Source organism: Agromyces luteolus (genome assembly GCF_009729855.1).
Lineage (GTDB): Bacteria > Actinomycetota > Actinomycetes > Actinomycetales > Microbacteriaceae > Agromyces > Agromyces luteolus.
On record NZ_WODA01000002.1, the window covers coordinates 433214 to 459254 of the forward strand.

Below are 26041 nucleotides of genomic sequence, written 5' to 3' on the forward strand. Positions count from 1 at the left end.
CCGGCGGCCCGACTCGGGCCGTCGCCTCAGAGGCGGATCTCGTAGACGACCACGCCGTCGGTCCGGCCGACCTCGACGAGGCCGGCCTGCTCGAGCACGCGGCGCGCGGGCAGGTTCGCGATCTCGCATTCGGCACGCGCGACGAGCGCGCCGGCCTCGCGGAGCACGTCGAGCGCGGCGTCGACGACGTGGTGGGACAGTCCGGCGCCGCGCGCGGCGGGCACGAGTCCGAACGCGAACTCGACGGCGCCGCGCTCGTCGGGCGGGCCGAAGAGGTTCACGCCGCCGACGGCGGGGCCCTCGTCCCCGTCGACGCCGGGACGTCGCACGAGGTAGGGGCCGTAGGGCGCCGGGTCGCCGTCGCGCTGCGCTGCGCGGACGTAGTCGGCGAGAAGCTCGGGTTCGTCGGTGAACGAGTAGCCGCCCTCCCAGCCGTCGAGCGGATCGACGTGGCCGTCGAGCAGGCGCTCGGCGTCGGAGGGGGTGAACGGGTGCAGGGTGATGGGGCTCGTGGCGGTTTCCACGGCTGACACTCTCGCACGGACGACCGACGAACGACAGCCCCAGTGCACAGAACGTCACGCGAACACGGCGCGACGGTAGATGGTTTTGACAATCATTATCAATAACGCGTACGCTCGTCACATGCCCAACGCAACGCCCCGAAGCATCCGCCTGTCCGCACTCGCCCTCGGCGCGGCATCCGTCGCCCTGCTGGCAGGCTGCGCCACGCCCGGCGCGTCGGAGTCGGACGGCGTGCAGGTCGTCGCGACGACCACGCAGGTCGCCGACTTCGCCCGCGAGGTCGCGGGGGAGTCCGCCGAGGTGACCGGCCTGCTCGAGCCGGGGCAGAGCGCCCACTCGTTCGATCCGTCGGCCGCGCAGCTGCTCGCGCTCGGCTCGGCCGACGCGCTCGTCGTCAACGGGGCGGGCCTCGAGTCGTGGATCGACGACGCCGTCGCAGCCTCCGGCTTCGACGGCGTGCTGATCGACGCGAGCACGGGCATCGAGCTCGAGGCGACGGATGACGAGCACGCCGAGGGTCACGACCACGACGCCGAGGCGACCGACGAGCACGAGGACGGCGACCACGAGGCCGACGAGCACGCGGCCGAGGAGCATGCCGAGGACGAGCACGCGCACGACGACGGCAACCCGCACATCTGGACCGATCCCGTGCTCGCCGAGCGCATGGTCGCGAACATCGCCGCCGGCCTCGGGGAGGTGCCCGGCATCGACGCCGAGGCGATCGGTGCGAACGCGGAGGACTACACCGCTCGGCTCCAGGCGCTCGACGCGTGGATCGAGGAGAACGTCGCGACGGTGCCCGTCGAGGAGCGCCTCCTGGTGACCAACCACGACGCGTTCACCTACTTCCTCCACGCGTACGACATCACGTTCGTCGGCAGCGTGATCCCGAGCTTCGACGACAACGCCGAGCCGAGCGCGGCCGAGATCGACGAGCTGGTCGAGCGGATCGCGGAGACCGGCGTGCAGGCGGTCTTCTCCGAGGCGTCGATCTCGCCGAAGGCGGCCGAGACGATCGCCGACGAGGCCGGCGTGGCGGTCTACTCGGGCGAGGATGCGCTCTACGGCGACTCGCTCGGCCAGCCGGGCTCCGACGGCGAGACGTACCTCGGCAGCCAGGTGCACAACGTGACGCTCATCCTGGAGTCGTGGGGCGTCGAGCCTTCCCCGTCGCCCGCCGTGCTGGGAGGATGACGGCATGACCGACTCGGAACCCGTTCTCGTCCTGCGGGGCGCGGCATTCCGCCACCCCGGCGGGGCCGGGGTCACCGGGCTCCGCCTGACGGTCGCACCGGGGGAGGCCGTCGCGGTCATCGGGCCGAACGGGGCGGGCAAGTCGACGCTGCTGCGCGGCATCCTCGGCCTCGTGCCGCTCGTCGAGGGTGCGATGCGCGTCGGCGGCGCCGAACATGCCGCCGACGGCATGATCGGGTTCCTGCCGCAGTCGTCCGACCTCGACCCCGACTTCCCGATCAGCCTCGAGCAGGTCGTGATGCAGGGGCGCTACCGGCGACTCGGGCTGCTCCGCTGGCCCGGCCGGCGCGACCGCGAGGTCGTCCGCGGCGCGCTCGAGACCGTGGGTCTCTCCGACCGGGCGCGGCGTCGCTTCGGGGAGCTCTCCGGCGGCCAGCGGCAGCGCGGCATGCTGGCCCGCGCACTGGCCTCCGAGCCGGTGCTGCTCCTGCTGGACGAGCCGTTCAACGGACTCGACCAGGCCAATCGCGACGCGCTCATCGACACCATCCGGACCCTCAAGTCGCGCGGGGTCGCGATCATCGTGTCGACCCACGACCTCGAGCTCGCGCGCCAGGTGTGCGACTCGGTGCTCCTCGTCAACGGAAGCCAGATCGGCTGCGGCCCGGTCGACGACGTGCTCACGCTCGAGAACATCCAGGAGTGCTTCGAGGGCGTCGAGGTCGAGATCGACGAGCACACCGTGGTCGTGCCAGGGCACGAGGGGCATTGATGCCGCGACGGGCATGCGACCGGGGGAGTGGCGCGCGATGAGCCTCGGCGACATGCTCTTCGGCGCGTTCGCGCTGCCGTTCATGGGTCGCGCACTGCTCGTGCTGCTCGTGCTCTCGGTCGTGGCGGGGATCGTCGGCGTGCTGGTGAACCTCCGTGGGCTCGAGTTCATCAGCGACGGGCTCACGCACGCGGTCTTCCCCGGCCTCGCGATCGGCCTCGCCGTGGGCGGGACGGCGGGACTCGTGCCGGGCGCGGCGATCGCCGCGCTCATCGGCGCGGTGCTGCTGACGCTCTTCGTCCGGGCGGGCGTGACCTCCGACGCGGCGGTGGCCGTCGTGCTGACCGCCACCTTCAGCGTCGGCGTGATCGTGGTCTCGCTGAGCGACGACTACGCGGGCGAGCTCGAGGCGCTGCTCTTCGGACGCGTGCTCACGATCGCACCCGAGGACGTCGTGCCGCTCCTCGTCGTCTCACTGGTCGCCGCCGTCGCCGTGGCGGCGACCCTCAAGCAGCAGGTCTTCCGCGCCTTCGACCCGCAGGGCAGCCGTGCGGCCGGCGATCGCGGGCTGGCGCTGGACCTCGTGCTCAACGCGTCGATCGCGCTCGTCGTGGTCGCGGGCGCGAGCACCGTCGGGACCCTCCTCGTGCTCGCCCTGCTCATCGTCCCCGGAGCCTCGGCCCGCCTCGCGACCGTGCACCTCTGGCGGCTCTTCCCGATCGCGGCGGCGGTCGGCGCGGTGAGCGCCTGGCTCGGCCTCGCCGCCGGGTTCGGCGTCTCGGTCGGTGCCGGCATCGACCTCCCCGCCGGAAGCACGGTCGTCGCGGTGTTCGTCGCGGTCTACGCGCTGATGCTGGCGGTGCGGCTCGTACGAGACCGGATGACGCGGGGCGCGCCGACGTCGGTCGCAGCGCGGCCGTCGGCCGACGCGATGGGGGAGCGCTGATGGGGTACTTCGAACGGGCCCTGCTCGCCGCGGTCGTGATCGGGGCGGGCGCCGGATTCGTCGGTGCGCTCGTCGTGCTCCGCCGCCGGACGTTCTTCGCGCAGGCGCTGACGCACGCGACCTACCCCGGCGCGGTCGCGGCGGCCGCCCTCGGTCTCAGCGTCCCGCTCGGTGCGGCCGTGGCATCCGTCGCCATCGTCGCGGTCATGGCCGCGATCGCCCGCGTGCGGCACCAGGGTGCGCAGGTCGCCGCGGGGATCGTGCTCACGGGCGGCTTCGCGGCGGGGGCGCTCCTGCAGGCCGTGATCCCGGGGATCCCGGTCCGTCCCGAATCGTTGCTCGTCGGCTCGATCCTCACCGTGAGCGACGCCGACATCGCGCTCGCGGCGGCCGTCCTCGTCGGCGCCGTCGTGCTCGTGGCGGCGTTCGGTCCGCGGATCGCGTTCTCGACGTTCGATCCCGGCGGATTCCGGGCCGCGGGGTTCCGGGAGTGGCCGGTGGAGCTCCTCGTGCTCGGGCTCACCGCGGCATCCGTCGTCAGCTCGTTGCCGGCCGTCGGGGCGATCCTCGCGATCGCGCTCATCGCGGCCCCCGCCGCCGCGGCGCGTGCCGTCGTCTCGACCTACCGCGGGGTGCTGTTCGCGGCGCCCGTCATCGGTGCGGCGTCGGGCGTCATCGGCGTGCTCGCGTCCCGCGCGCTGGCGGTCGCGGCCGGGCCGGCGATCGCCCTGGCGGCGACGGCCTTCTTCCTCGTCGCGCTCGTCGGCTCACAGCTGCGACGACTACCCTCGAGGCGGGCTCCGATACCCGTGGAGACCGCGGAGGACGCACGGATCGCATGAAACGGAACACCTGGCAGCGCGAGGCGGTGCGCGATGCGCTCGACGGCACCGAGGGCTTCATCAGCGCGCAGGCGCTGCACTCGGCGCTGCACGCGAGCGGGTCGCCCATCGGCCTCGCGACCGTGTACCGCGCGCTCGGCGACCTCGCGGCGAGCGGCGACGCCGACTGCCTGCAGTCCCCCGAGGGCGAGGCGATCTACCGCGCGTGCAGCACCGGCCACCATCACCACCTCATCTGCCGCAACTGCGGGCTGACCGTCGAGATCGCGGCCGACGAGGTCGAGACGTGGGCGCAGCGCGTCGCGGCCGAGCAGGGATTCACCGCTCCGGCGCACGTCGTCGACGTGTTCGGGCTCTGCGCCGAGTGCTCGAAGCAGGCCGCGGAGGGCGCGCGCGGCTGAACAGTCGGGGGAAAGCGCCGGTCAGCGAGGAATCCGGCGCCACGATTTGAGAACCGGGCGACGACGTGGATACGGTTGACGACGGTCCACGTGGACCACCCACCCAGTCCGCGATCCCGGTCGCCCGGCATTCCTCGAGTGCCCACCGGAGTCGTACGGTTCCCTGCGTGGCGTCCGGCCCGGATGGCCGGGCGCGCTGGACTCGGTGCTCGCCCGGTGCACAGCATCGCCGCGGCTCGAGCCCGTCTCCCGGATCGCGCGGAACCCGGCCGTGACCCTGAGCACGCTCCTGCCCGCCGGCCGCAGCGCACCATGGCCGGCGCGTCGAGCGCGCCTCGGAGTGCCTGCACACATGCTCGAATCCCCCGCCCGCGAAGCGGACGGCGTCGCGACCCCTGACGTCACGGCGCCGCCCGGCTCCGACCACCACACCGACCCGGCCGCAGCTGCAGCCGCAGCCCGCCACGCTCCACCCGCCCTCGAGGTCCGCGGGCTCACCCGGTTCTTCGGCCGCCGACCGGCCGAAGCGCTGCAGCGGCTGTCCGACGGCGCGACCCGGGACGACGTCGCCCACCTCGGCACCGCGGCCGTCGTCGACGCCGAGTTCGACGTCCGCCGCGGCGAGATCTTCGTCGTCATGGGGCTCTCCGGTTCCGGCAAGTCGACGCTCATCCGCATGCTCAACGGCCTCCTCGAGCCGACCGCCGGCTCGGTCGAGGTCATGGGGGAGCGGATCACGGGCGTCCCGTCGAAGCGCCTGCGCGCCATCCGCCGCGACCACGTCTCGATGGTCTTCCAGCACTTCGCCCTGCTGCCGCACCGCACGGTGCTCGACAACGCCGCCTACGGCCTCGAGATCCAGGGCGTGCCCGCCGAGGAGCGCCGCGAGCGCGCCTCGCGCGTGCTCGACCGCGTGGGCCTCGGCGGCTGGGGCGACAAGCTGCCCAGCGAGCTGTCCGGCGGCATGCAGCAGCGCGTGGGCCTCGCCCGCGCACTCGCCGCGGACACCGACATCCTGCTCATGGACGAGGCCTTCTCGGCCCTCGATCCGCTCATCCGCCGCGAGATGCAGGAGCAGCTCGTCGAGCTGCAGCAGGAGCTCGGCAAGACCATCGTCTTCATCACGCACGACCTCAACGAGGCCATGTTCCTCGGCGACCGCATCGCCGTCATGCGCGACGGCCGCATCGTGCAGCTCGGCACCGCCGAGGAGATCCTGACCGACCCGGCCGACGACTACGTCGCGCAGTTCGTGCAGGACGTCGACCGGGCGCGCGTGCTCACCGCCGGCAACGTCATGGAGGCGCCGCGCGCGATCGTGTCCTCGTCGGCGGGTCCGCGGGCGGCGCTGCGCACGATGCGCGACCTGCAGACCTCGACGGTGTTCGTCGTCGCGCCCGGCCGGCGCCTGCTCGGCGTCGCGCACGACCGGGAGGTGCTCCGCCTCGTGCAGCGCGGCGCGACCCGCCTCGACGACGCGATCCGCGACGACCTCGCGACCGTCGGTCCCGACGAGCACCTCGCCGACCTCCTCGGCAGCGCGGTCGAGCAGCCGCTTCCGCTCGCCGTGGTCGACGAGCGCCACCGCCTGCTCGGCGCGGTCCCGCGCGTGACGCTCCTCGCCGCGCTCGGCAACGTCGCGCCGGCGACCGGCGAGCACCCGATCGTGGAGCCGCCGGCCACCGTGCCGGTCGAGGTGATCACCGAGACCCTGCGGAACACCGACCCCGGCGAGGCCGACCCGATCGCCGCCGCCGCGCCCGCACCGGGCCTCGAGGAGGCGCTCGCCGCCGCCGAACCCGGTCGAGCCGCGAGCGAAGGGAGCCGCGCGTGAACGAGATCCGCCTCCCCCTCGGCGAACTCGCCGAGGGCGCCATCGACGTCCTGACCGACGCGCTCGGCGGCCTGTTCGACGTCATCCGCGCCGTCTTCGCCGGCTTCTACGACCTCGTCGACGTGATCCTCTCGACCCCGCCGTTCTGGGCCGTGATCCTCGTGATCGCCGCGCTCGCCTGGTTCGCGAAGGGCTGGAAGCTCGGGGTCGGCACGGCCGTCGGCCTGCTCGTCATCGTCGGCGTCGACCAGTGGGAGAACGCGATGGACACGCTGGCGCTCGTGCTCGTCTCGAGTGCGATCGCGGTCGTCGTGGCGATCCCCCTCGGCATCCTCGCCGCCCGGAGCGACGTGGCGAGCCGCGTCATCCGCCCGGTGCTCGACTTCATGCAGACGATGCCGGCGTTCGTGTACCTGATCCCCGCGCTGATCCTGTTCCGCGTCGGCGTCGTGCCCGGCATCGTCGCGACGATCGTGTTCGCGATGGCGCCCGGCGTGCGCCTGACCGAGCTCGGCATCCGCGGCGTCGACCGCGAGGTCGTCGAGGCGGGGCACGCGTTCGGCTCGTCGCCGTGGCGCATCCTCCGCCAGATCCAGTTGCCGCTCGCGATGCCGTCGATCATGGCCGGCGTCAACCAGGTCATCATGCTCTCGCTCTCGATGGTCGTCATCGCCGGCATGGTCGGCGCGGGCGGGCTCGGCGGCGACGTCGTGCAGTCGCTGACGCGCATCGACGTCGGGCTCGGCTTCGAGGCGGGCCTCTCGGTCGTGATCCTCGCCATCGTGCTCGACCGCATCACGGGCGCGTTCGGCGCCCGCGATCGGCGGCGTCCGCGCGGGCGACGAGCGGATGCCGCATCCGCTCGCCGCACCGACGAGCCCGCGAACGGCGGCGCCGCGGCATCCGCCGATGCGCCCGAGCGCGAGCCGGCCCTGGCCCGCAGCTCGTAACCAGACCATCCGGTCACCGCACGGCCGCCTCGGCGGCACGGCGGTGCCCGGCATGCCCGGGGTGCGGCATCCGTCGCCCCGGACCCGCGCGGACCCGCGCGCGGAAACCCCGACACCCGTGCCACAGCACACGGGAGGAAAGGAAACACCCTGCAATGACCAAGCGTCACCTGATCTCCACGCTCGCCCTCGGCGGTGCCGCCGCGCTCGCCCTCTCCGGCTGCGCCTCGGGCGCCGAGGCCGAGACGCTCGACAACGGCGACCGGAAGGACCTCACGATCGCCGTATTCAACGGCTGGGACGAGGGCATCGCCGCGAGCGAGCTCTGGAAGGCCGTGCTCGAGGAGCAGGGCTACGACGTCGAGCTCGAGTACGCCGACGTGGCCCCCGTCTACCAGGGCCTGAGCGACGACGACTACGACGTCGTGCTCGACACCTGGCTGCCGATCACCCACCAGGACTACATCGACGAGTACGGCGACGAGCTCGTCGACCTCGGCGCCTGGAACGAGGACGCCAAGCTCACGATCGCCGTGAACGAGGACGCCCCCGTCGACTCGCTCGCCGACCTCGCCGCGAACGCCGACGCGTTCGACAACCGCCTCGTCGGCATCGAGCCCGGCTCGGGCCTCAACCGCGTCACGACCGACTCGGTCATCCCGACCTACGGCCTCGACGGCATGGACTACCTGACCTCGTCGACCCCGGCGATGCTCGCCGAGCTGACCGCCGCGACCGACGCGGGCGAGAACATCGCCGTGACCCTGTGGCGTCCGCACTGGGCCTACGACGCGTTCCCGATCAAGGACCTCGAGGACCCGGAGGGCATGCTCGGCGACGCCGAGGGCATCCACTCCTTCGGCGGCAAGAGCTTCGAGGAGAACTTCCCGACGCTCGCCGGCTGGCTGAAGGACTTCCGGATGGACAGCGAGCTGCTGTACTCGCTCGAGAACGCCATGTTCAACGAGAACGACAGCGACGACTACGGTCCCGTCGTCGAGCAGTGGATCGCCGACAACCAGGAGTACGTCGACTCCCTGACCTCCTGATCCGGAGCGCTCGGACCGCGAGCGCGTGCAGATCCGACGAGCGCGATTGCGTCCGCGCACGCGCTCGACGGAAATGCACGCGGTCGGCAGGCTGTGGCACGAGAAGCCTCCTCCACAGATCAGCCGAGCGGATGCCGCGGGCGCACGTCGTGCCCGCGGCATCCGTCGTCTCAGCCCCTGGTCCCTTCGGCCCTTGAGACGGCGGAGGGCGGGGACTATCGTCCGCATCGGTGCGGCCGCCGACGGCCGACGCGATGGAGGGGGAACCATGCGCCAGGACGACCAGCTCGAGCCGACGTTCACGCGGGCGGGGGAGGCGACGACCGCACGGTACACGCAGATGCCGGAGTGGCCGATGCTGCCCGAGACGGCGTACCGCATCATCCACGACGAGTCGATGCTCGACGGCAACGCGCGCCTCAACCTCGCGACGTTCGTGACGACGTGGATGGACGAGCACGGCGACCGGCTGTACCACGACGCGTTCGACAAGAACATGATCGACAAGGACGAGTACCCCGCCACGGCGGCGATCGAGGAGTACTGCTGGCGGATCCTCGCCGACCTGTGGAACGCGCCCGATCGCGACGACGCGATCGGCACGTCGACCATCGGATCGTCCGAGGCCTGCATGCTCGGCGGCCTCGCGCTGAAGCGCCGCTGGCAGCACGCCCGCCGCGCGGCCGGCAAGTCGACCGAGACGCCGAACCTGATCATGTCGAGCGCGGTGCAGGTGTGCTGGGAGAAGTTCTGCAACTTCTTCGACATCGAGATGCGGTTCATCCCGACGAGCGACGAGCACCCCCTGATGGACGGCACGGGGCTCGAGGACGTCGTCGACGAGAACACGATCGGCGTCGTCGTGATCATGGGCGTCACCTACACGGGCTCCTACGAGCCCGTCACGAAGGTCGCCGCGAAGCTCGACGAGATCCAGGCGGCCACCGGCCTCGACATCCCGATCCACGTCGACGGCGCCTCCGGCGCCATGGTCGCGCCCTTCCTGCAGCCCGACCTCGAGTGGGACTTCCGGGTCGAGCGCGTGCAATCGATCAACACGTCGGGCCACAAGTACGGGCTGGTGTACCCGGGCGTCGGCTGGGTCGTGTGGCGGAACACCGCGGCCCTGCCCGAGGACCTCGTGTTCCGCGTGAGCTACCTCGGTGGCTCGATGCCGACGTTCGCGATCAACTTCTCACGTCCGGGCGCGCAGGTGCTCCTGCAGTACTACCGGTTCCTGCGGCTGGGCCGCGAGGGCTACCGGGCGATCCAGCAGGCCTCGCAGGATGTCGCGGTGTTCCTCTCCGGTGAGATCGGCAAGTTGGACGCGTACGAACTGCTGACCGAGGGCCGGGACATCCCGGTCTTCGCCTGGCGGCAGGCGCCCGGCCACACCGACAAGTGGACGCTGTACCACCTGGCCGAGCGACTGAGGATCAAGGGATGGCTCGTGCCGGCGTACCCGCTCTCGGGCGACCAGTCCGACCAGACGGTCATGCGCATCGTGTGCCGCAACGGCCTCAGCCACGACCTCGCCGAGGACCTGCTGCGCGACATCCGCGAGGAGACCGAGTTCCTCGACGGCCTCGACGCGCCGATGCCGCACGAGGGCCTCGTCCAGACCTTCCACCACTGAGCGACCGGGACCAGAACGGCATGGCCGCGCGCCGGGTCGGCAGGGTGCGACGACTGCGTCGCGAGGCGTGGGGCTTCGCGATCGGCTCGCTGTGCTTCCTCGTGGCGGCATTCCCGTTCTACGCGGAATGGCTCGGGCCGGTCGGGGTGAACATCACGTTCGTGGTCGGGTCGGTGTTCTTCACCCTCGCCGCGTTCGTGCAGCTCAGCCTGAGCGGCCGGCACCTGCCGCGCCGACGCGTGACGAACCGGGCCGACTGGTGGGACTGGTGGGCGGCGGCCGTGCAGTTCGTCGGCACGCTGCTGTTCAACCTGAGCACCACGCTGGCCCTGCTGGCCGCGATCGCGGCGCCCGACTACGTAGGGGCGGGCTGGAAGCCGGATGCGTGGGGCTCGCTCGCGTTCCTCGCCGCGAGCGCGTTCGCGATGGTCGCGACGACGCACCGCGGCGAGCTGTGGGACACCGACGCCCGCACCTGGCACGGCACGTGGCTGGGCATGCTCGGTTCGGTGTTCTTCGGCCTCTCCGCGATCGGCGCCTACGTGATCCCGGAGACCGGGACGCTCCTGAGCCTCCTCTGGGCGAACCTCGGGACGATGCTCGGCGCGCTCTGCTTCCTCCTCGCCGCGCTGCTGTCGCGGAGGTGGGTCGACCGGGGCGAGCCGACGCGCGACGGGCCGACCCGCGTGGACGCGTCGGCACCGGCCGGCCCGCAGCGGGCGGATTCGGGCCGAACGGCCTGATCTGCTAGGCTTTCCCTTTGGCTGGGCGCTTCCACCGCCCGGACCGTGGACGAATCCCCTGTATCTCCCGCTCGCGCGGAGGGGATCCGCCTGCAGACAAGAGACCTTGGGAGGGGCCGTCCGGCCCCTCGGTATTGGAGGAAAGACCAATGGCAGCAGTGTGCCAGGTGACCGGAGCCGTCCCCGGCTTCGGCCACAACATCTCGCACTCGCACCGCCGGACGAAGCGCCGCTTCGACCCGAACGTGCAGAAGAAGACCTACTACGTGCCGTCGCTTCGTCGTAACGTCACCCTGAACGTGTCCGCCAAGGGCATCAAGGTGATCGACGCCCGTGGCATCGAGGCCGTCATCAAGGACATCCAGGCTCGTGGGGTGAAGCTCTAATGGCGAAGCAGCAGGACATCCGTCCGATCATCAAGCTCCGTTCGACGGCCGGCACCGGGTACACCTACGTGACCCGCAAGAACCGTCGCAACAACCCCGACCGTCTCGTGCTCAAGAAGTACGACCCCGTGGTGCGCAAGCACGTCGACTTCCGAGAGGAGCGCTAGGACATGGCCAAGAAGAGCAAGATCGCGCGCAACGAGCAGCGCAAGGTGGTCGTCGACCGCTACGCCGCGAAGCGCGCCGAGCTGAAGAAGACGCTCGTCGACCCGAACGCGACCGACGAGGCCCGTGAGGCCGCCCGCGTCGGCCTGCAGAAGCTGCCCCGCAACGCCTCGCCGGTGCGCGTCCGCTCGCGCGACGCCATCGACGGCCGCCCCCGCGGCGTGCTCACGAAGTTCGGCGTCTCGCGCGTCCGCTTCCGTGACATGGCGCACCGCGGCGAGCTGCCCGGCATCACCAAGTCGAGCTGGTAACCACAAGCACCGCTTCCGAGAGGGGCGTCCCGGTCTTCCGGGGCGCCCCTCTCGTCGTCTGCGCGTCGATGTGGTGGGGGCAACGGGCGACGGATGCCGCGGCATCCGTCAAGCCCCCTGCGAACCTGCCCGAATGGGCCGGAAATCCGCGTGTTTCCGCGGGACTCTGCTACATTCGAGGCGGCCTGAACGGCTACGGGGGCGATCGATGCGATCGGTTCTCCGTGTTTCCACACGACAGCTGTACCAACAGCGAAGGTCCGAGGAGGACATTCAATGGCTGACAAGTCGCTCAACAAGTCGGAGCTCGTTGCCAAGATCGCCGCGTCGACGGGCCAGAGCCAGACGGCCGTCGACGCCGTGCTCAACGGCTTCTTCGACACCCTCGCCGAGTCGGTCGGCTCGGGCACCAAGGTGTCGATCCCGGGCTGGCTCGCCGTCGAGCGCACCCACCGCGCCGCCCGCACGGGCCGCAACCCGCAGACCGGCGAGACCATCCAGATCGCCGCCGGCAACTCGGTCAAGGTGACCGCGGGCTCGAAGCTCAAGGCCGCCGCGAAGTAACCCGCGCGCGTCCGCAGACGCATTCCGCGACTCCCGAAGGGGCGCCCGGCTGGTCCGGTGCGCCCCTTCGTCGTGCCCGGGCGGGCCAAGCCCGCCTGCTCAGGCGCGCCGCCGGGCGCGCGCTCGGTCCCGAGAAGTCGCGAATGCAGGGTCAGCCCCGCCATCTGCGACTTCTCGAGGAGTGAGCGCTGCGGGGCTGGGCTTCTGCCGCGGCGGCATTCGTGCCGAGAAGTCGCGGATGCAGGGTCGGGTTCGCCATGTGCGACTTCTCGAGGCGGTGGGCGGATGTCGCGGAGCTGCGGGGCGCGCGCCCGGCGCGCGCCCGGGGCCGCGGCGCCGGGCGCCCGCTCCCAGCCGGCTCGCCTAGGCTCGTACGGTGATCCGTTCCGCCCGCGTGCTGGGCCCAGCCGCCCTCGTCGCCGTCGCGCTCGCCGCGATGATCGCCGCACTCGCGTACGGCGGCGGCGCGGAGCCGTACCCGATCCAGGACCCGGGCCCCGTGGCACGGTGGGGCGTCCCCGTCGCGAAGCTCCTCGTGAACCTCGGCGCCGCCGGCATGATCGGCGCGCTCGTGCTCGCCGTCTGGGCACTGAGCCCGAAGCGCCGCGAGTTCGACCTCGCGCTCGACGTGGCGGCGGCATCCGCCGCCGTGCTCACGGTCGCGAGCGCCGCGACCGGCGTGCTGACCTTCATGCTCGTCACCGGCGCCGAGTTCTCGGTCGACGACCGGTTCGGCCAGCAGCTCGGGCAGTTCGTCACCTCGATCGAGCTCGGCCAGGCGTGGCTCGCGACGACGCTCATCGCCGCGGCCGTCACCGTGCTCTGCTTCGCCGTGCGCAATCACACCGCGCTCGTGTTCGTCGCCGTGCTCGCGGTCGTCGCGCTCGTGCCCATGGCGCAGCAGGGTCACGCGGCCGGCGCGACGGGCCACAACGAGGCGATCACCGCGCTCGGGCTCCACCTCGTGTTCGCGGCCGCCTGGCTCGGCGGGCTCCTCACGATCGTGCTCCTGAAGCCCGCGCTCGACGGGGATCGCCTCGGAGTCGTGCTGTCCCGCTACTCGACGGTCGCGCTCATCGCCTTCATCGTCGTCGCGATCTCGGGGTACGCGAGCGCCGCGCTGCGGATCGGCACGTGGGACCAGCTCGCCACCCAGTACGGCGTGCTCGTCGTGATGAAGGTCGCGGCCCTCATCGCGCTCGGCCTGTTCGGCGCCGGGCAGCGACGCGTGATGATCGGGCGGATGCTGCGCGCCGACGCCGCGCGGAACGGCCGCGGTGCGCCCGGCGCATCGGCGAACCGCACCTTCTGGCTCCTCGTCGTCATCGAGCTGGCCTTCATGGGCATCGCCTCCGGCGTCGCCGCGGCGCTCGCCCGGACGGCCACGCCCGTCGACGAGGACGTCTCCGGCGGGCTCGCCCGCACGCCCGCCGAGATCCTGACGGGCGAGCCCCTGCCGCCCGCGCCCGACGCGTTGCGCTACTTCACCGAGTGGAGCCCCGACCTGCTGTGGCTCCTCGCGTGCGGCTTCGGCATCTTCTTCTACGTGGCTGGCGTGGTGCGCCTCCACCGCCGCGGCGACCGCTGGCCGATCTACCGCACCGTGCTCTGGGTCGCCGGCCTGCTGCTGCTCGCGTGGATCACGAGCGGCGGGGTCGCCGCGTACGAGCAGTACCTCTTCTCCGCGCACATGCTCGGGCACATGGCGCTCACGATGGCCGTGCCGGTGCTGCTCGTCCCGGGCGCGCCCGTGACGCTCGCGGCACGCGCCATCCGCCCCAGGAAGGACGGCAGTCGAGGCGGCCGCGAGTGGATCCTGCTCGCGGTGCACTCGCGGTTCGCATCGATCATCGCGAACCCGATCGTCGCGGCCGTGCTGTTCGCCGGCTCGCTCTGGGTGTTCTACTACTCGCCCTTGTTCCGGTGGTCGATGGAGGACCACATCGGGCACGAGTGGATGATCACCCACTTCCTCATCACGGGGTACCTCTTCGTGCAGTCGCTCATCGGGATCGACCCGGTGCCGTATCGACTGCCGTATCCCTTCCGGCTGCTGCTCCTGCTCGGCACGATGGCGTTCCACGCGTTCTTCGGGCTCGCGATCATGATGGGCACCGGCCTGATGCTCGCCGACTGGTACGGCGCGATGGGGTGGGGCACCGACGCGCTCGCCGACCAGCAGGTCGGCGGCGGCATCGCCTGGTCGATCGGCGAGATCCCGACGGTCGCGCTGGCGATCACCGTCGCGGTGCAGTGGTCGCGGTCCGACGCCAAGGAGACGAAGCGCCGCGACCGCCACGCCGACCGGACGGGCGAGGCCGAGCTGGAGGAGTACAACGCCCGGCTCGCGGCGCTCGCCGAGCGCGACGGCGTGCGCTGAACCCGTCGGCGCCGGCGCGCGGTCAGCGCAGCTGGATCGAGATCGAACCGTCGGGACGCACCGTCGCGTCGAGTGCGAGCGTGAACGACTCGTCCTGTTCGAGCGTCGAGAACGTGCCGTCGAAGAGCGACTGCACTTCGACCGAGATGTGCGCGAGGCCGGGCGTCGGCGGCATCTCGAACGTGGTGTCGCCCGGGACGAGCGTGACCACGGGGGATTCGACGATGCTCCACGCGGGTTCGCCGACGACGCGGTCGTCGATCACGACGCCGAACGGGCACCCCGCCGGCTGGAGCACGGGCTGGCTCGCGCACTGGTCGACGAGGTACTCGTCGACCTTCACCTGCACGCGCTCGACGAACGCCTCGGTGGGGAGCGCATCGACCCTGACCTCGGCCCTCGCACCGGGCTCGGCGATGACCTGCACGGGGACGGCCTCGAGCAGCGTCGACTGGTAGCCGAACTCGTACACCGCGGGGGCGATCGCGAGGTACTGCGCGGTCTGCGTGAACGCCGACAGCTCGTCGCCGGTCTTCGTGGCCCGGGCGTCGAGCGTCAGCGAGCCGACCGTGAACAGCGGGCTCTGCGCCGACGTGACCTCGATCACGGCCAGCGGGCTCGTCGCGAACTCCCACCGGTGCAGCACGCCGTAGAGCGGCTCGATCGGGCGCACGTCGAACGCGGTCTGCACGATCGCGGTGTCGAGCCGGTAGCTCACGGTCACGGTGTGCCGCCCGTCGTCGTGCGCCTCATCGGAGATCACGCGTACGTCCTCCGGGCCGGCGTCGACCACGTTCGAGCGCAGCATCGCGGTGGAGATGTCGGCGGGAAGCCCAGCGCCGGCGAGGTCGCCCTCGTCGAGCCGGACGCCGGGCGTGGCCGCGGCGCTCACGATGTCGTCGCGCGCGATCGCGTCGAGGTAGCGCTCGACGAACGCGGGGGCGCCGTAGAGGCTCTGGTTCAGCCCGCCGAGTGCGGCGAGGAACCCGGCGACGAGCATGACGGCGAGGCCTGTCCACCCGACGATCGCGACCGGCGACAGGCGTCCCTCACGTCGGCCCGAGCTCCCCACCCGGCAAGTCTAGACAGGCCGATATCACGGTTCGGTCTCTCCACAACGCCGCGTGACGCGTCGACGGATGCCGCGACCGCGGGCCTCGGGCCGGGGATCGCGGTCTACAGTGAAGACGCCCGCCCGCGGCATCCGCCCCACGATCCGGAGCGCCGCGGCGCGCCGAACCCCGTCGAACCCGCGAGACCGAAGGCCGACCGTTGCAGCACGTGACCCTCACCGCCGAGCAGCAGGCGGTGTTCCGGGCGATCGAGCACACGCGCGAGCACGTGTTCGTCACCGGCCGCGCGGGCACGGGCAAGTCGACGCTGCTCAACCACCTGAACTGGAACACGTCCAAGCAGATCGTGATCTGCGCGCCGACGGGCGTCGCGGCGCTGAACGTGGGCGGGCAGACCATCCACTCGCTGTTCCGGCTGCCGATCGGCGTCGTCGCCGACCACGAGATCGACCAGAACGACGCGGTCCGCAAGATCCTCAACGCGATGGACACGCTCGTCGTCGACGAGGTCTCGATGGTCAACGCCGACCTCATGGACGCGATGGACCGCTCCCTCCGCCAAGCGCGGCAGCGCCCGCACGAGCCGTTCGGCGGGGTGCAGGTCGTGCTCTTCGGCGACCCGTACCAGCTCGCGCCGGTGCCGGGCTCGGGCGACGAGCGCCGCTACTTCGCCGACACCTACCGGTCGATGTGGTTCTTCGACGCGAAGGTCTGGCAGGAGGCCGACCTTCGGATCTACGAGCTCGGCGAGATCCACCGGCAGCACGACGACGCGTTCAAGCACATGCTGAACGCGGTGCGGCACGGCATGGTCACGGCCGAGATCGCCGGCGTGCTGAACGACACCGGCGCGCGCCGTCCGTTGCCCGAGCAGGGCGCGATCACGCTCGCGACGACCAACGAGACGGTGAACCGCATCAACCGGGCCGCGCTGCACCGGCTCCCCGGGCACTCGATCGCGAACGAGGCCGACGTGAACGGCGAGTTCGGCGGGCGCGGCTACCCCGCCGACGAGCACCTCGAGCTGAAGGTCGGCGCGCAGGTCATGTTCCTGCGCAACGACACCGCGGGGTGGGGCGAAGCCCCGCGCTGGGTCAACGGCACGATCGGCACCGTCACGTCGCTCGAACGCGAGGTGCGGGTCGACATCGACGGCGAGGAGCACGAGGTCGAGCCCGCGACGTGGGAGAAGTACCGGTACACGTGGGATCCGGTCGCCAAGAAGCTCGAGCGCGAGATCGTCGCCGAGTTCACGCAGTTCCCGCTGCGGCTGGCGTGGGCGGTCACCATCCACAAGTCGCAGGGCGCGAGCTACGACGCCGCGATCGTCGACCTCGGCTCGCGCGTGTTCAGCCCCGGGCAGACGTACGTCGCGCTCTCGCGACTCACGTCGCTCGACGGGCTCTACCTGGCGCGCCCGCTGGTGCCGCGCGACATCATCGTCGACCGCGACGTCGAGCGGTTCATGTCGGGCGCGACCCGCGACGTCGGCACGGCCGACGAGCTGCCCGCCTGAGTGCGCCGCCCGGCGGGGAAGCGACCGGGGGCGTCATCGCCACGCGCCCCCGGCCGCGGTCTGGGTGGTCAGTGGTCGTGCGCCGGGTCGGACGGCGCGGGGTCGGCGCCCGTCCCGTCGCCGCCGGGCCCGCCGGGCCCGCCGTGCAGGCCCGGCCCGCCGTGCTCCCCGTGCGGGACGGCGGTCCGGCCGGCTTCGGTGGCGGCGAGGGCCGGGGTCGCGAGCGCCGAGACGAGGACGGCGCCGATCGCGAGGCCGACGAGGGAGCGCCGGGCCTCCCGCGCGGGCGCGGTCGCCGGGGCGGCGTGAGCGGTGCGTGCGGCGGCGGATGCCTCCGGCCCGCGTCGATCGCGCGCGCGCCCCCGCGCGGCGCGGGCGACGGGGAGCGCCACCGCGGCGAGGAACAGGCCGGCCGCCGCGAGCGGGAGGCCCGGGACATCCGCGAGGCCGCCGGTCGCGACGGCGACGCCGCCCAGCAGGAGCGACGCGACGGAGGTCGCGAGCACCGTCCTCGGGGCGAGCGGGCGGCCGGAGCGGAGGGACAGGACGCCCCAGCCGAGCGCGGCGACGCCGAGCCCGGCCAGGACGACCCGCGGTGCACCCCCGGCACCGGCGGCGAGGGCCGCGAGGACGAGCCCGCCGCCGAGGGCGGCGAGCATCGGCCAGGTCCGCGTCATCGTCGCCGGTGCGTGCATGGCCGGCCCCCTAGGCCGTCGCCACGCGTGCGGTGCGCTCGGCGCCGAGGCCCACGCCGAGCAGCGCGATCGCGCTGGCCAGGTGCAGGAAGTGGTCGGGCGTGTTGAGCGCGAGGATGTTGGCCGGGGTGCCGGCGATGAAGAAGCCGACGACGCCGAGCAGCAGGTAGGCCGCTCCCACGATCGTGTTGACGGTCTTGGCCGCGGCGACGGTCGACAGCCCGGCGATGAGCAGCGCGCCGCCGATCGCGAGGTGCGCGACGTTGTGGAGCGGGTTCACCGCGAAGATGCCGAGGAGCAGCCCGCCCTCGGTGGCGATGAGGTCGACGCCGCCGGTCACGGCGAAGCCGAGCAGTCCGACGAGGACGTACACCGCACCGAACACGGTCGCGGCGATGCGGTTGGGTGAGTTCTTCATGGCGATGCCTCCTTGTGGGTGCGCGGCCGGTGCCGTGCTGCGAGGGGTTCGACACGACGGCGCGACCGGATTGGATCGGTGGGTCCTCCGATCGGGGGACACCGCCGGAGGGCGGGCGGCAGATGCCCGGACGGCACGGGCGATCGCCGCGCTGCCGGCGGCGGCGATCGGGTTACAATCGCAGCGGACACACGGCGGGGGGCACGGTGGCTGCACGGACAGGGCGGATGCGTCGGCTGGTCGCATCGGCGATGGCGTCTGCCGTCGTGGTCGCGGTGCTCGGCGCGTGCACCGCATCCGACAGCCCCTCCGCGGACTTCGACCAGGTCGAGGGCGGCTTCGCCGCCGAGGTCGCGGAGCAGCTGGACGCGACCCTCGCCGAAGCCGTCCGGCTGAGCGGGTCGAGCGGCGCCGTCGCCGGGGTGTGGGCGCCCTGGGCGGGCAGCTGGACCGCCGGGGTCGGCACGGTCGACCGCTCCGACGGCGCCGATCCGGTGACGACCGCCACGCGGTTCCAGCTGGCCGACGGAACGGGCGAGCTGACCTGCGCGGTGATGCTGCGGCTCGTGGACGCCGGCGTCGTCTCACTCGACGACCGGGTGTCCGACATGGTGAACGGCATCCCGGGCCTCGAGGGCATCACGCTCGAGCAGCTCTGCCGCAACCGCTCGGGCATCGCCGACTACTACGGCCCGCTCCGCGCCCACTTCGTGAAGAACCCGGAGCGGATCTGGCCCGCGAACGAGCTGCTCGCGAGCGGCCTCGCGGCCGGTCGGAAGGGAGACCCGGGCACGACCTGGGCGGAGTCCCGCACCGGCATCCTGCTCCTGACCGCGGCGCTCGAGGAGCGGACCGGACGCTCCTGGTCGGAGCTCGCGGAGCAGTACGTGCTCGATCCCCTGGAGCTCGAGGACACGTCGCTGCCCGCGGCGACCGACACGTCGTACGCCGATGCGCTCGGCGGCTACGCCGCGACGTACGCGGACGGCAAGCCGGCGTGCGATGCGATCGTCGACGTCTCGAAGCGCTCGAGCTCGATCGGCGGGACCGCCTCGGGCGCGCGCACGACGCTCACCGACGCGAAGGCCATCAGCGAGTCGTTCGCGACCGGCGCGATGTTCCAGGAGGCGACCGCGCGCGACGTGTGGACCCTCACGCCGTTCGGCGGCGACGCGCCCGGATGGCAGGCGCAGGGCATCGGCGCACAGCAGTACGGGCCGCTGCGCGGCGTGGCCGGCGAGTCCATCGGCGCGCTCTCCGCGATGTTCACCGACCCGGCGACGGGCCTCACGGTCGTCGTCGCGCTGAACAACTCCACGGGCGGCGAGACCCTCGTCCGCGAGGCGGCCTTCGCGCTCGCCTCCATCGCCTCGAAGGCGGCGCCGGCCGAGGGCCGCGACCGCCCGCTCGTCGAGCTCCCGTGGTCGCTCGAGCAGGCGACGCAGCGCATGACGGATGCCGCGCCGTGTCCGCTCCCGGACGAATCCGGCGAATGAGACCTTGGACCCATCGGCGCCGTCCGGACGGGTCCAGAATGACGCCCACGAGGGGCGTGCCCCGCGACGGGGGGAGGCGTTCGCATGTGCCGATGGCTGGCGTACTCGGGTGAGCCGCTGAGGACCTCCGCGGTGCTGCTCGATGCGAAGCACTCGCTCGTCGCGCAGTCGCTCGACTCGCCCCTCGGGGCCGAGACCGTGAACGGCGACGGGTTCGGGATCGGGTGGTACCCGCCGGGGGCGGTCGCGGGCAGCATCCCCGCCGTGTTCCACAGCACGGAGCCCGCCTGGAACGACGAGAACGTGCGCGAACTCGCGCGCGCGGTCGAGAGCCCGCTGTTCTTCAGCCACGTGCGCGCGGCCGCGGGCCCGCCGATCCAGCGGACGAACTGCCACCCGTTCCGCTGGGAGAACTGGCTGTTCATGCACAACGGGTTCCTGTCGGAGTTCGCCAAGGTCAAGCGCGAGCTCACCTTCGCGATCGATCCGTCGCTCTATCCGCACGTGACGGGCACGACCGACTCGGAGGTCCTGTTCCACCTCGCGCTCACGAACGGGCTCGTCGACGATCCCGTCGCCGCGCTGCGCGCCACGGTCGACCTCGTGGAGCGCGTCGGCCGCGACCACGGCATCATGTTCCCGATGCAGGGCACCGTCGCGGTCGCCGACGGCGCGACGATCTGGGCGCTGCGCTACTCCACGCAGGGCCGGTCGCGGACCCTGTTCCACTCGGCCGACATCCCGACGCTCCGCGAGATGTACCCGGATGCCGAGCGGCTGAGCGAGTTCGGCGAGCACGCCCACGTCGTCGTGTCCGAACCGCTGAACGACCTGCCGGGCGTCTTCATCGAGGTCCCGGAGTCCACGATCGCCATCCTCGACCGAGACGGATACCACCATGAGCCCTTCCGATCCGCAGCCTGAGCCTCCCGCCCCGACTGCGGAGCCCGAGAGCGGCCCGCCGGCCGACGCACCCGCGCCCGAGGCATCCGCGCCCGAGGCATCCGCGTCGGACGCGCCCCCGAAGGCGTCGTGGGTCGTCGTCACGGCGCTCTCCTCCGCCCAGTTCGTCATGGTCCTCGACAGCACGGTCATGAACGTGTCGATCTCGCAGGTCGTCGAGGACCTCGACACGACGGTGTCGGCCATGCAGGCCGCGATCACGTTCTACACGCTCACCATGGCCGCGCTCATGCTCGTCGGCGCGAAGCTCGGCGACGTGTGGGGCCGGCTGCGCGCCTTCGTGATCGGCGCGATCATCTACGCCGTCGGATCGCTCACGACGGCGCTCAGCCCGAACATCGCGGTGCTCTTCACGGGCTGGTCGGTCATCGAGGGCGTGGGCGCGGTCCTCGTCATCCCGGCGATCGCGGCGCTCATCGCGGACAACTACGAGGGGCGGCAGCGCGTCACGGCCTTCGCGATGATCGGCGCCGCCTCGGGAGCGGCGGTCGCGGCGGGTCCGCTCATCGGCGGATTCCTGACGACCTACGCCTCCTGGCGGTACGTGTTCATCGGCGAGGTGGTCGTCATGGCCATCGTGGTGCTGTTCGCGCGGCGCATCGCCGACCGCCACGAGCCGGTGCGGGTCCGCATCGACGTCCTGAGCGTGCTCCTCTCGTCGGCCGGGCTCATCGCGGTCGTGCTGGGGATGCTGCAGAGCAAGACGTGGGGGTGGATCATCCCGCTGCAGTCGCCGGAGATCGGCGGCGTCGAGATCGCCCCCCTCGGGGTCTCGCTCACGGCCTGGCTGGTCATCGCCGGCGTCGGGCTGCTCGCCTGGTTCGGGCTCCGGCAGCGGCGGCTCATCGAGTCCGGCCGCGAGCCGTTCCTCGACGTGCGGCTGCTGCGCATCGGGCGGCTTCGGAGCGGCCTCACCTCGCTCGGCGCGCAGTACGCGGTGACCGCGGGGCTGTTCTTCATGGTCCCGGTCTACCTCCAGATGACCCTCGGCCTGGACGCCCTGGAGACGGGGCTCCGCATCTTCCCGCTCTCGGTCTCGCTGATCCTGTTCTCGTTCGCCGGCACGCGCCTGTCCACCCGCTGGTCGCCCAAGCGGATCGTCGTCATCGGCCAGGTGGTGCTCGCGGCGGCCGGAGTGCTCCTGCTGGCCTCGGTCGACGAGGAGCTCAGGCAGCTCGCCTTCAGCGTCGGGATGTTCATCGCCGGCGCCGCACTCGGCCTCCTCGCGTCCCAGCTCGGCAACGTCAACATGTCGAGCGTCGGCCCGGAGAAGTCGAGCGAGGTCGGCGGCATGCAGGGCGTGTTCCAGAACCTCGGCTCGTCGCTCGGGACCGCGCTCATCGGCTCGATGCTGATCAGCGCGCTCGCCACGTCGTTCTCGGGCGGGGTCGCGGCGAGCGACCTGCCGGGCGACGTCCGCACCGCCGTCGCCGAGGCCACGAGCGAGGGCGTCGAGCTCGTGCCGGCGTCGACCGTCGCCGAGATCGGGACCGACGCGGGGCTGTCCGACGACGACGCGGCCGAGCTCACGAGGGTCTACGGCGACGCGCAGCTCCAGGCCCTCCGGGTCGCGTTCGTCGGCCTCATCGCCATCGCGCTGCTCGCATTGCTGCTCTCGCGGCGCATCCCCGACGAGGTCGAGGGGCGCGCCTCGCCGCGCGCCGGGCGCGATGGGACCGAGCCCGGGGAGCCCGGGGAGCCAGAGGCGCCCGAGGAGCCAGAGGCGCCGGACGAGCCCGAGGGGACGGTCCCGCAGGAGATCGAGGAACGACCATGAGCACCACGTTCGGAGCGGACGGCGTCCCCCTCGACGGCGCGAGCGCGGACGGGGCCGCTGCGACCGGCATCGACGAGCTCGCCCCGCGCGACGACTTCGGCGCCCGCGCCTCGGCCGGCAGGGCCGCCCGGGCGCGTTCCCCACGGCGGTCGCACGCCGGCTGGACGCCGCCTCCGGACCGGCCCGACCCGGTCGCCCTCCTCGAGGAGCAGGCGATCACGCGCGTACCCGAGCTCGTGCCGATCCGCTATGCGCGCATGGCGCGCACGCCGTTCGACTTCTTCCGCGGCGCCGCGCTCATCATGGCGGCGGACCTCGCGACGACCCCGGTCTCGGGCATCACCGCGCAGATCTGCGGGGACGCCCACCTGTCGAACTTCGGCGTGTTCGCCTCGCCCGAGCGCGACCTCGTCTTCGACATCAACGACTTCGACGAGACGCTGCCCGGGCCGTGGGAGTGGGACCTCAAGCGGCTCGCCGCGAGCCTCGAGGTCGCCGGCCGCCACCGCGGCTTCACGGTGGAGGACCGTCGGAGGATCGTCCTCGGCGCCGCCGCGGCGTACCGGCGGCAGATGCGCCGGTCGGCCCGCGAGCGCGTGCTCGAGGCCTGGTACGACCGGCTCGACGCCGACGAGATCCGCGTCCGGCTGCGACGCGCACGCGAGGCGAACCGCGTCGGCAAGGCGCAGGTCAAGCGCACCGAGGCCGTGCTCGCGAAGTCGCGGACGCGCGACAGCGTCCGCGCATTCTCGAAGCTCGTGGCGATCGAGGGCGGCCGGATGCGGATCATCGCCGACCCGCCGCTCATCGTCCCGGTCGAGGACCTGGTCGCTGCCGGCCTCGAGGACGCCGACATCGAGCGGATCGTCCGTGGCATCCTGCGGGGCTACCGGACGACGCTGCGACTGCCTCGGCATCCGGTCGACGAGTACGAGTACGTGCACATGGCCCGGAAGGTCGTGGGCGTCGGCAGCGTCGGCACGCGTGCCTGGATCGTGCTGCTCCGCGGCCGGGGCGACGACGATCCGCTGATCCTCCAGGCGAAGCAGGCCGAGGCGTCGGTGCTCGAGCGGTTCCTCCCGGCGAGCCGGTACGCGCAGCACGGCGAACGGGTCGTGCAGGGCCAGCGCCTGATGCAGTCCGCGAGCGACCTGTTCCTCGGGTGGCAGCGCGTCACCGGCGTCGACGGCGTCGAGCGCGACTTCTACATCCGGCAGCTCCACGACTGGAAGGGGTCGGCCGACATCGAGAACCAGCAGCCGGTCGGCGCGGCCATGTACGCCGAGGCCTGCGGCGAGACGCTCGCCCGCGCGCACGCCCGGGCCGGCGACCGGGTGGCGATCGCCGAGTACCTCGGCTCGTCCGACCGGTTCGACCGCGCGATCCTCGCCTTCGCGGAGGACTACGCCGACCAGAACGACCGCGACTTCGCCGCCTTCACCGCCGCCATCGCCTCCGGGCGGCTGCCGGTCGCCGAGCGATTCTGACCGCTCGAGGGCGAGGTGCGGCGGATGGCGCCGGCGCGCTCGCCGAACGGAGGCTGCGGCATCCGCCCCGCCCTTGGTAGCGTTCAGTCGTTCGGGTCGCACGGCGATGACGCCGCGACCGCAGGCGACGGGCCGGGGAGGCGCGAATGTCGGCAACCGCAGGCGAGCACGGGGCGGCGCAGCCGCGCGAGATGTGGACGGGGCAGGTCGGCTTCATCCTGTCGGCGATCGGGTCGGCCGTGGGGCTCGGCAACATCTGGCGCTTCCCGGGCGTCGCATACGAGAACGGCGGCGGCGCGTTCCTGATCCCCTACCTCGTGGCGCTCGTGACCGCGGGGATCCCGATCCTGTTCCTCGACTACGCGCTCGGGCACCGGTTCCGCGGCGCGGCCCCGACCGCCTTCCGCCGGCTCGGCGGAGGGCGCCTGAAGTGGCTCGAGAGCCTCGGCTGGTTCCAGGTCATGATCTGCTTCGTGATCGCGCTGTACTACACGGTCGTGATCGCGTGGGCGGCGAGCTACTTCGTGTTCTCGTTCGACCTCCGCTGGGGCGACGACACCGCGGGCTTCCTCGTCGGCGAGTACCTGCAGGTGGGCGACCCCGGGTTCTCGTTCACGTTCGTCCCGGCCGTCCTCATCCCCCTGGTGATCATCTGGATCGCCGCGATCGTCGTGCTCGCGTTCGGCGTCGCGCGCGGCGTGCAGCGCATCAACGTGATCTTCCTGCCGCTGCTGGTCGTCGCGTTCGCCGCCCTCGTCATCCGCTCGCTCTTCCTCGACGGCGCCGGCGACGGGCTGAACGCGCTGTTCACGCCGGACTTCTCGGCGCTCGCCGACCCGAACGTCTGGATCGCGGCGTACAGCCAGATCTTCTTCTCGCTCTCGATCGCGTTCGGGATCATGATCACGTACGCCTCCTACCGGAAGCGGCGCGCGAACCTCACGACGCCGGGCCTGGTGGTCGCGTTCGCGAACTCGTCGTTCGAGATCCTCGCCGGCATCGGCGTGTTCGCCACGCTCGGCTTCTTCGCGTTCCAGCAGGGCGTCGACGTCGCCGAGCTGGAGGGCCTCACGGGCGTCGGGCTCTCGTTCATCACCTTCCCCGCGATCGTCTCGCAGATGCCCGGCGGGCCGATCTTCGGCATCCTCTTCTTCGGCTCCCTGGCCATGGCCGGGTTCACGTCGCTGCTCTCGGTGCTGCAGGTCGTGTCGGCCGGGTTCCAGGAGAAGTTCGGGCTCTCCCCGCGCCAGGCGGCCACGCGGGTGGGCATCGTCTCGATGCTCCTCTCGGTGCTGCTCTTCTCGACGACGACGGGGCTCATCGCGCTCGACACGGTCGACAACTGGGCGAACAACATCGGCATCGTGCTCTCGGCGGTGCTCGCCGGGATCTTCGCGTTCTGGGTGCTGCGCAAGGGGCCCGAGCTCCGGTACCACCTGAACGCGGTCTCGACGTTCCGGGTCGGCGGGGTGTGGACGCTGCTGGCCGGCATCCTCGCCCCGATCGTGCTCGGCTACATGCTGATCCAGCGGATCGTGTCGCTCCTCGTCGAGGGCTACGGCGGGTACCCGGAGTGGTACCTCGCCGTCGTGGGCTGGGGCACGGTCGTCTTCTTCATCGTCGCCGCGCTCGTGCTGACCGGCGTCCGGTGGCGGCGCAGCCCCGATGCGTTCCGGCCGTGGCCGCCACTGCCCGAGCGGATGTCGCAGGCTGATGCCACCACGACGACGGAGGGGGGCCGGTCATGACCGGGACGGCGATCTTCTTCCTCGTGCTCGCGATCGTGCTCGTGTGGGGCGGGTTCACGGTGAGCGTGCTCGCCCTCAGCAGGAAGCCCGACCGGCACGACTTCCCGCCCGGCGGGGAGGACGACCACCGCGAGGACATCGGCCCGGTCGAGCGGGACACGTAGCCG

At 72.1% G+C, this 26041-nt stretch carries 26 protein-coding genes; 22 read left to right on the forward strand and 4 right to left on the reverse strand.

Annotated elements, in window-relative coordinates; translation table 11 throughout:
- Positions 1–26: 26 nt before the first annotated feature.
- The gene (locus tag GLX25_RS02215; RefSeq protein ID WP_155840518.1) at positions 27–524 is read right to left on the reverse strand and encodes a GNAT family N-acetyltransferase; all 498 of its coding nucleotides are present in this window, start codon (positions 522–524) and stop codon (positions 27–29) included.
- Positions 525–645: 121 nt separating this feature from the next.
- Here GLX25_RS02215 and GLX25_RS02220 point away from each other — a divergent pair, with 121 nt between their 5' ends.
- From GLX25_RS02220 to GLX25_RS02290, 15 genes are all read left to right on the forward strand, one after another.
- On the forward strand, positions 646–1722 hold the full coding sequence (locus GLX25_RS02220) for a metal ABC transporter substrate-binding protein (protein WP_155840519.1): 1077 nt from the start codon (positions 646–648) through the stop codon (positions 1720–1722).
- A 4-nt stretch (positions 1723–1726) separates the two neighbouring features.
- Complete coding sequence (locus tag GLX25_RS02225) at positions 1727–2494, forward strand: metal ABC transporter ATP-binding protein (RefSeq protein ID WP_155840520.1); 768 nt, start codon at positions 1727–1729, stop codon at positions 2492–2494.
- 37 nt (positions 2495–2531) lie between these two features.
- Positions 2532–3440, forward strand: coding sequence for a metal ABC transporter permease (locus GLX25_RS02230; protein WP_155840521.1), 909 nt, complete (start codon positions 2532–2534; stop codon positions 3438–3440).
- On the forward strand, positions 3440–4282 hold the full coding sequence (locus GLX25_RS02235) for a metal ABC transporter permease (RefSeq protein ID WP_155840522.1): 843 nt from the start codon (positions 3440–3442) through the stop codon (positions 4280–4282). The genes GLX25_RS02230 and GLX25_RS02235 overlap by 1 nt, the downstream gene beginning before the upstream one ends.
- A complete protein-coding gene (locus tag GLX25_RS02240) occupies positions 4279–4683 on the forward strand; it encodes a Fur family transcriptional regulator (RefSeq protein WP_155840523.1) in 405 nt (134 codons plus the stop codon). Before GLX25_RS02235 ends, GLX25_RS02240 begins: the two co-directional genes overlap by 4 nt.
- Positions 4684–5035: 352 nt before the next feature.
- Positions 5036–6517 (forward strand): quaternary amine ABC transporter ATP-binding protein, encoded by a 1482-nt coding sequence (locus GLX25_RS02245; RefSeq protein ID WP_155840524.1) that lies wholly within the window; start codon positions 5036–5038, stop codon positions 6515–6517.
- Positions 6514–7467 (forward strand): ABC transporter permease, encoded by a 954-nt coding sequence (locus tag GLX25_RS02250; protein WP_166548351.1) that lies wholly within the window; start codon positions 6514–6516, stop codon positions 7465–7467. Before GLX25_RS02245 ends, GLX25_RS02250 begins: the two co-directional genes overlap by 4 nt.
- A gap of 155 nt (positions 7468–7622) precedes the next feature.
- Positions 7623–8516, forward strand: coding sequence for a glycine betaine ABC transporter substrate-binding protein (locus GLX25_RS02255; RefSeq protein WP_155840525.1), 894 nt, complete (start codon positions 7623–7625; stop codon positions 8514–8516).
- 268 nt (positions 8517–8784) lie between these two features.
- Positions 8785–10152, forward strand: coding sequence for a glutamate decarboxylase (gene gad, locus GLX25_RS02260; protein ID WP_155840526.1), 1368 nt, complete (start codon positions 8785–8787; stop codon positions 10150–10152).
- 20 nt (positions 10153–10172) lie between these two features.
- On the forward strand, positions 10173–10895 hold the full coding sequence (locus tag GLX25_RS02265; RefSeq protein WP_205719801.1) for a hypothetical protein: 723 nt from the start codon (positions 10173–10175) through the stop codon (positions 10893–10895).
- A 149-nt stretch (positions 10896–11044) separates the two neighbouring features.
- Complete coding sequence (rpmB, locus tag GLX25_RS02270) at positions 11045–11281, forward strand: 50S ribosomal protein L28 (protein ID WP_056727420.1); 237 nt, start codon at positions 11045–11047, stop codon at positions 11279–11281.
- On the forward strand, positions 11281–11448 hold the full coding sequence (rpmG, locus tag GLX25_RS02275) for a 50S ribosomal protein L33 (RefSeq protein WP_021760158.1): 168 nt from the start codon (positions 11281–11283) through the stop codon (positions 11446–11448). The genes rpmB and rpmG overlap by 1 nt, the downstream gene beginning before the upstream one ends.
- A 3-nt stretch (positions 11449–11451) precedes the next feature.
- Positions 11452–11757 carry a 30S ribosomal protein S14 gene (gene rpsN / locus GLX25_RS02280; RefSeq protein ID WP_155053011.1) on the forward strand — a complete coding sequence of 102 codons (306 nt, stop codon included), beginning with the start codon at positions 11452–11454 and terminating at the stop codon, positions 11755–11757.
- Positions 11758–12033: 276 nt separating this feature from the next.
- Positions 12034–12321, forward strand: a complete 288-nt coding sequence (locus GLX25_RS02285; RefSeq protein ID WP_129233735.1) for an HU family DNA-binding protein — start codon at positions 12034–12036, stop codon at positions 12319–12321.
- A gap of 436 nt (positions 12322–12757) precedes the next feature.
- Positions 12758–14701: a bifunctional copper resistance protein CopD/cytochrome c oxidase assembly protein gene (locus GLX25_RS02290; protein ID WP_155840618.1), complete on the forward strand. Its 1944-nt coding sequence runs from the start codon at positions 12758–12760 to the stop codon at positions 14699–14701.
- A 22-nt stretch (positions 14702–14723) separates the two neighbouring features.
- Here GLX25_RS02290 and GLX25_RS02295 read toward each other — a convergent pair whose 3' ends face one another.
- A complete protein-coding gene (locus GLX25_RS02295; protein WP_155840527.1) occupies positions 14724–15773 on the reverse strand; it encodes a hypothetical protein in 1050 nt (349 codons plus the stop codon).
- A gap of 200 nt (positions 15774–15973) precedes the next feature.
- Here GLX25_RS02295 and GLX25_RS02300 point away from each other — a divergent pair, with 200 nt between their 5' ends.
- Positions 15974–17290 carry an ATP-dependent DNA helicase gene (locus GLX25_RS02300; RefSeq protein ID WP_155840528.1) on the forward strand — a complete coding sequence of 439 codons (1317 nt, stop codon included), beginning with the start codon at positions 15974–15976 and terminating at the stop codon, positions 17288–17290.
- Positions 17291–17358: 68 nt separating this feature from the next.
- On the opposite strand, the gene GLX25_RS02305 is transcribed toward GLX25_RS02300, so the two are convergent.
- Both GLX25_RS02305 and GLX25_RS02310 read right to left on the reverse strand, forming a co-directional pair.
- Positions 17359–17985 carry a hypothetical protein gene (locus GLX25_RS02305; protein WP_155840529.1) on the reverse strand — a complete coding sequence of 209 codons (627 nt, stop codon included), beginning with the start codon at positions 17983–17985 and terminating at the stop codon, positions 17359–17361.
- 10 nt (positions 17986–17995) lie between these two features.
- Positions 17996–18403 carry a DUF4383 domain-containing protein gene (locus GLX25_RS02310; protein WP_155840530.1) on the reverse strand — a complete coding sequence of 136 codons (408 nt, stop codon included), beginning with the start codon at positions 18401–18403 and terminating at the stop codon, positions 17996–17998.
- Between the two features lie 251 nt (positions 18404–18654).
- On the opposite strand from GLX25_RS02310, the gene GLX25_RS02315 reads away from it, so the two are divergent.
- The 6 genes from GLX25_RS02315 to GLX25_RS02340 all read left to right on the forward strand — a co-directional run bounded on the left by GLX25_RS02315 (position 18655) and on the right by GLX25_RS02340 (position 26038).
- Positions 18655–19899: a serine hydrolase domain-containing protein gene (locus tag GLX25_RS02315; protein WP_166548352.1), complete on the forward strand. Its 1245-nt coding sequence runs from the start codon at positions 18655–18657 to the stop codon at positions 19897–19899.
- Between the two features lie 84 nt (positions 19900–19983).
- Positions 19984–20823: a class II glutamine amidotransferase gene (locus GLX25_RS02320; protein ID WP_155840532.1), complete on the forward strand. Its 840-nt coding sequence runs from the start codon at positions 19984–19986 to the stop codon at positions 20821–20823.
- Positions 20798–22639, forward strand: coding sequence for an MFS transporter (locus GLX25_RS02325; protein ID WP_155840533.1), 1842 nt, complete (start codon positions 20798–20800; stop codon positions 22637–22639). The genes GLX25_RS02320 and GLX25_RS02325 overlap by 26 nt, the downstream gene beginning before the upstream one ends.
- Positions 22636–24126 carry a DUF2252 domain-containing protein gene (locus GLX25_RS02330; RefSeq protein ID WP_205719802.1) on the forward strand — a complete coding sequence of 497 codons (1491 nt, stop codon included), beginning with the start codon at positions 22636–22638 and terminating at the stop codon, positions 24124–24126. The genes GLX25_RS02325 and GLX25_RS02330 overlap by 4 nt, the downstream gene beginning before the upstream one ends.
- Positions 24127–24272: 146 nt before the next feature.
- Positions 24273–25874, forward strand: coding sequence for a sodium-dependent transporter (locus tag GLX25_RS02335; protein ID WP_155840534.1), 1602 nt, complete (start codon positions 24273–24275; stop codon positions 25872–25874).
- Positions 25871–26038: a methionine/alanine import family NSS transporter small subunit gene (locus GLX25_RS02340; RefSeq protein WP_155053021.1), complete on the forward strand. Its 168-nt coding sequence runs from the start codon at positions 25871–25873 to the stop codon at positions 26036–26038. The genes GLX25_RS02335 and GLX25_RS02340 overlap by 4 nt, the downstream gene beginning before the upstream one ends.
- Positions 26039–26041 lie beyond the last annotated feature (3 nt).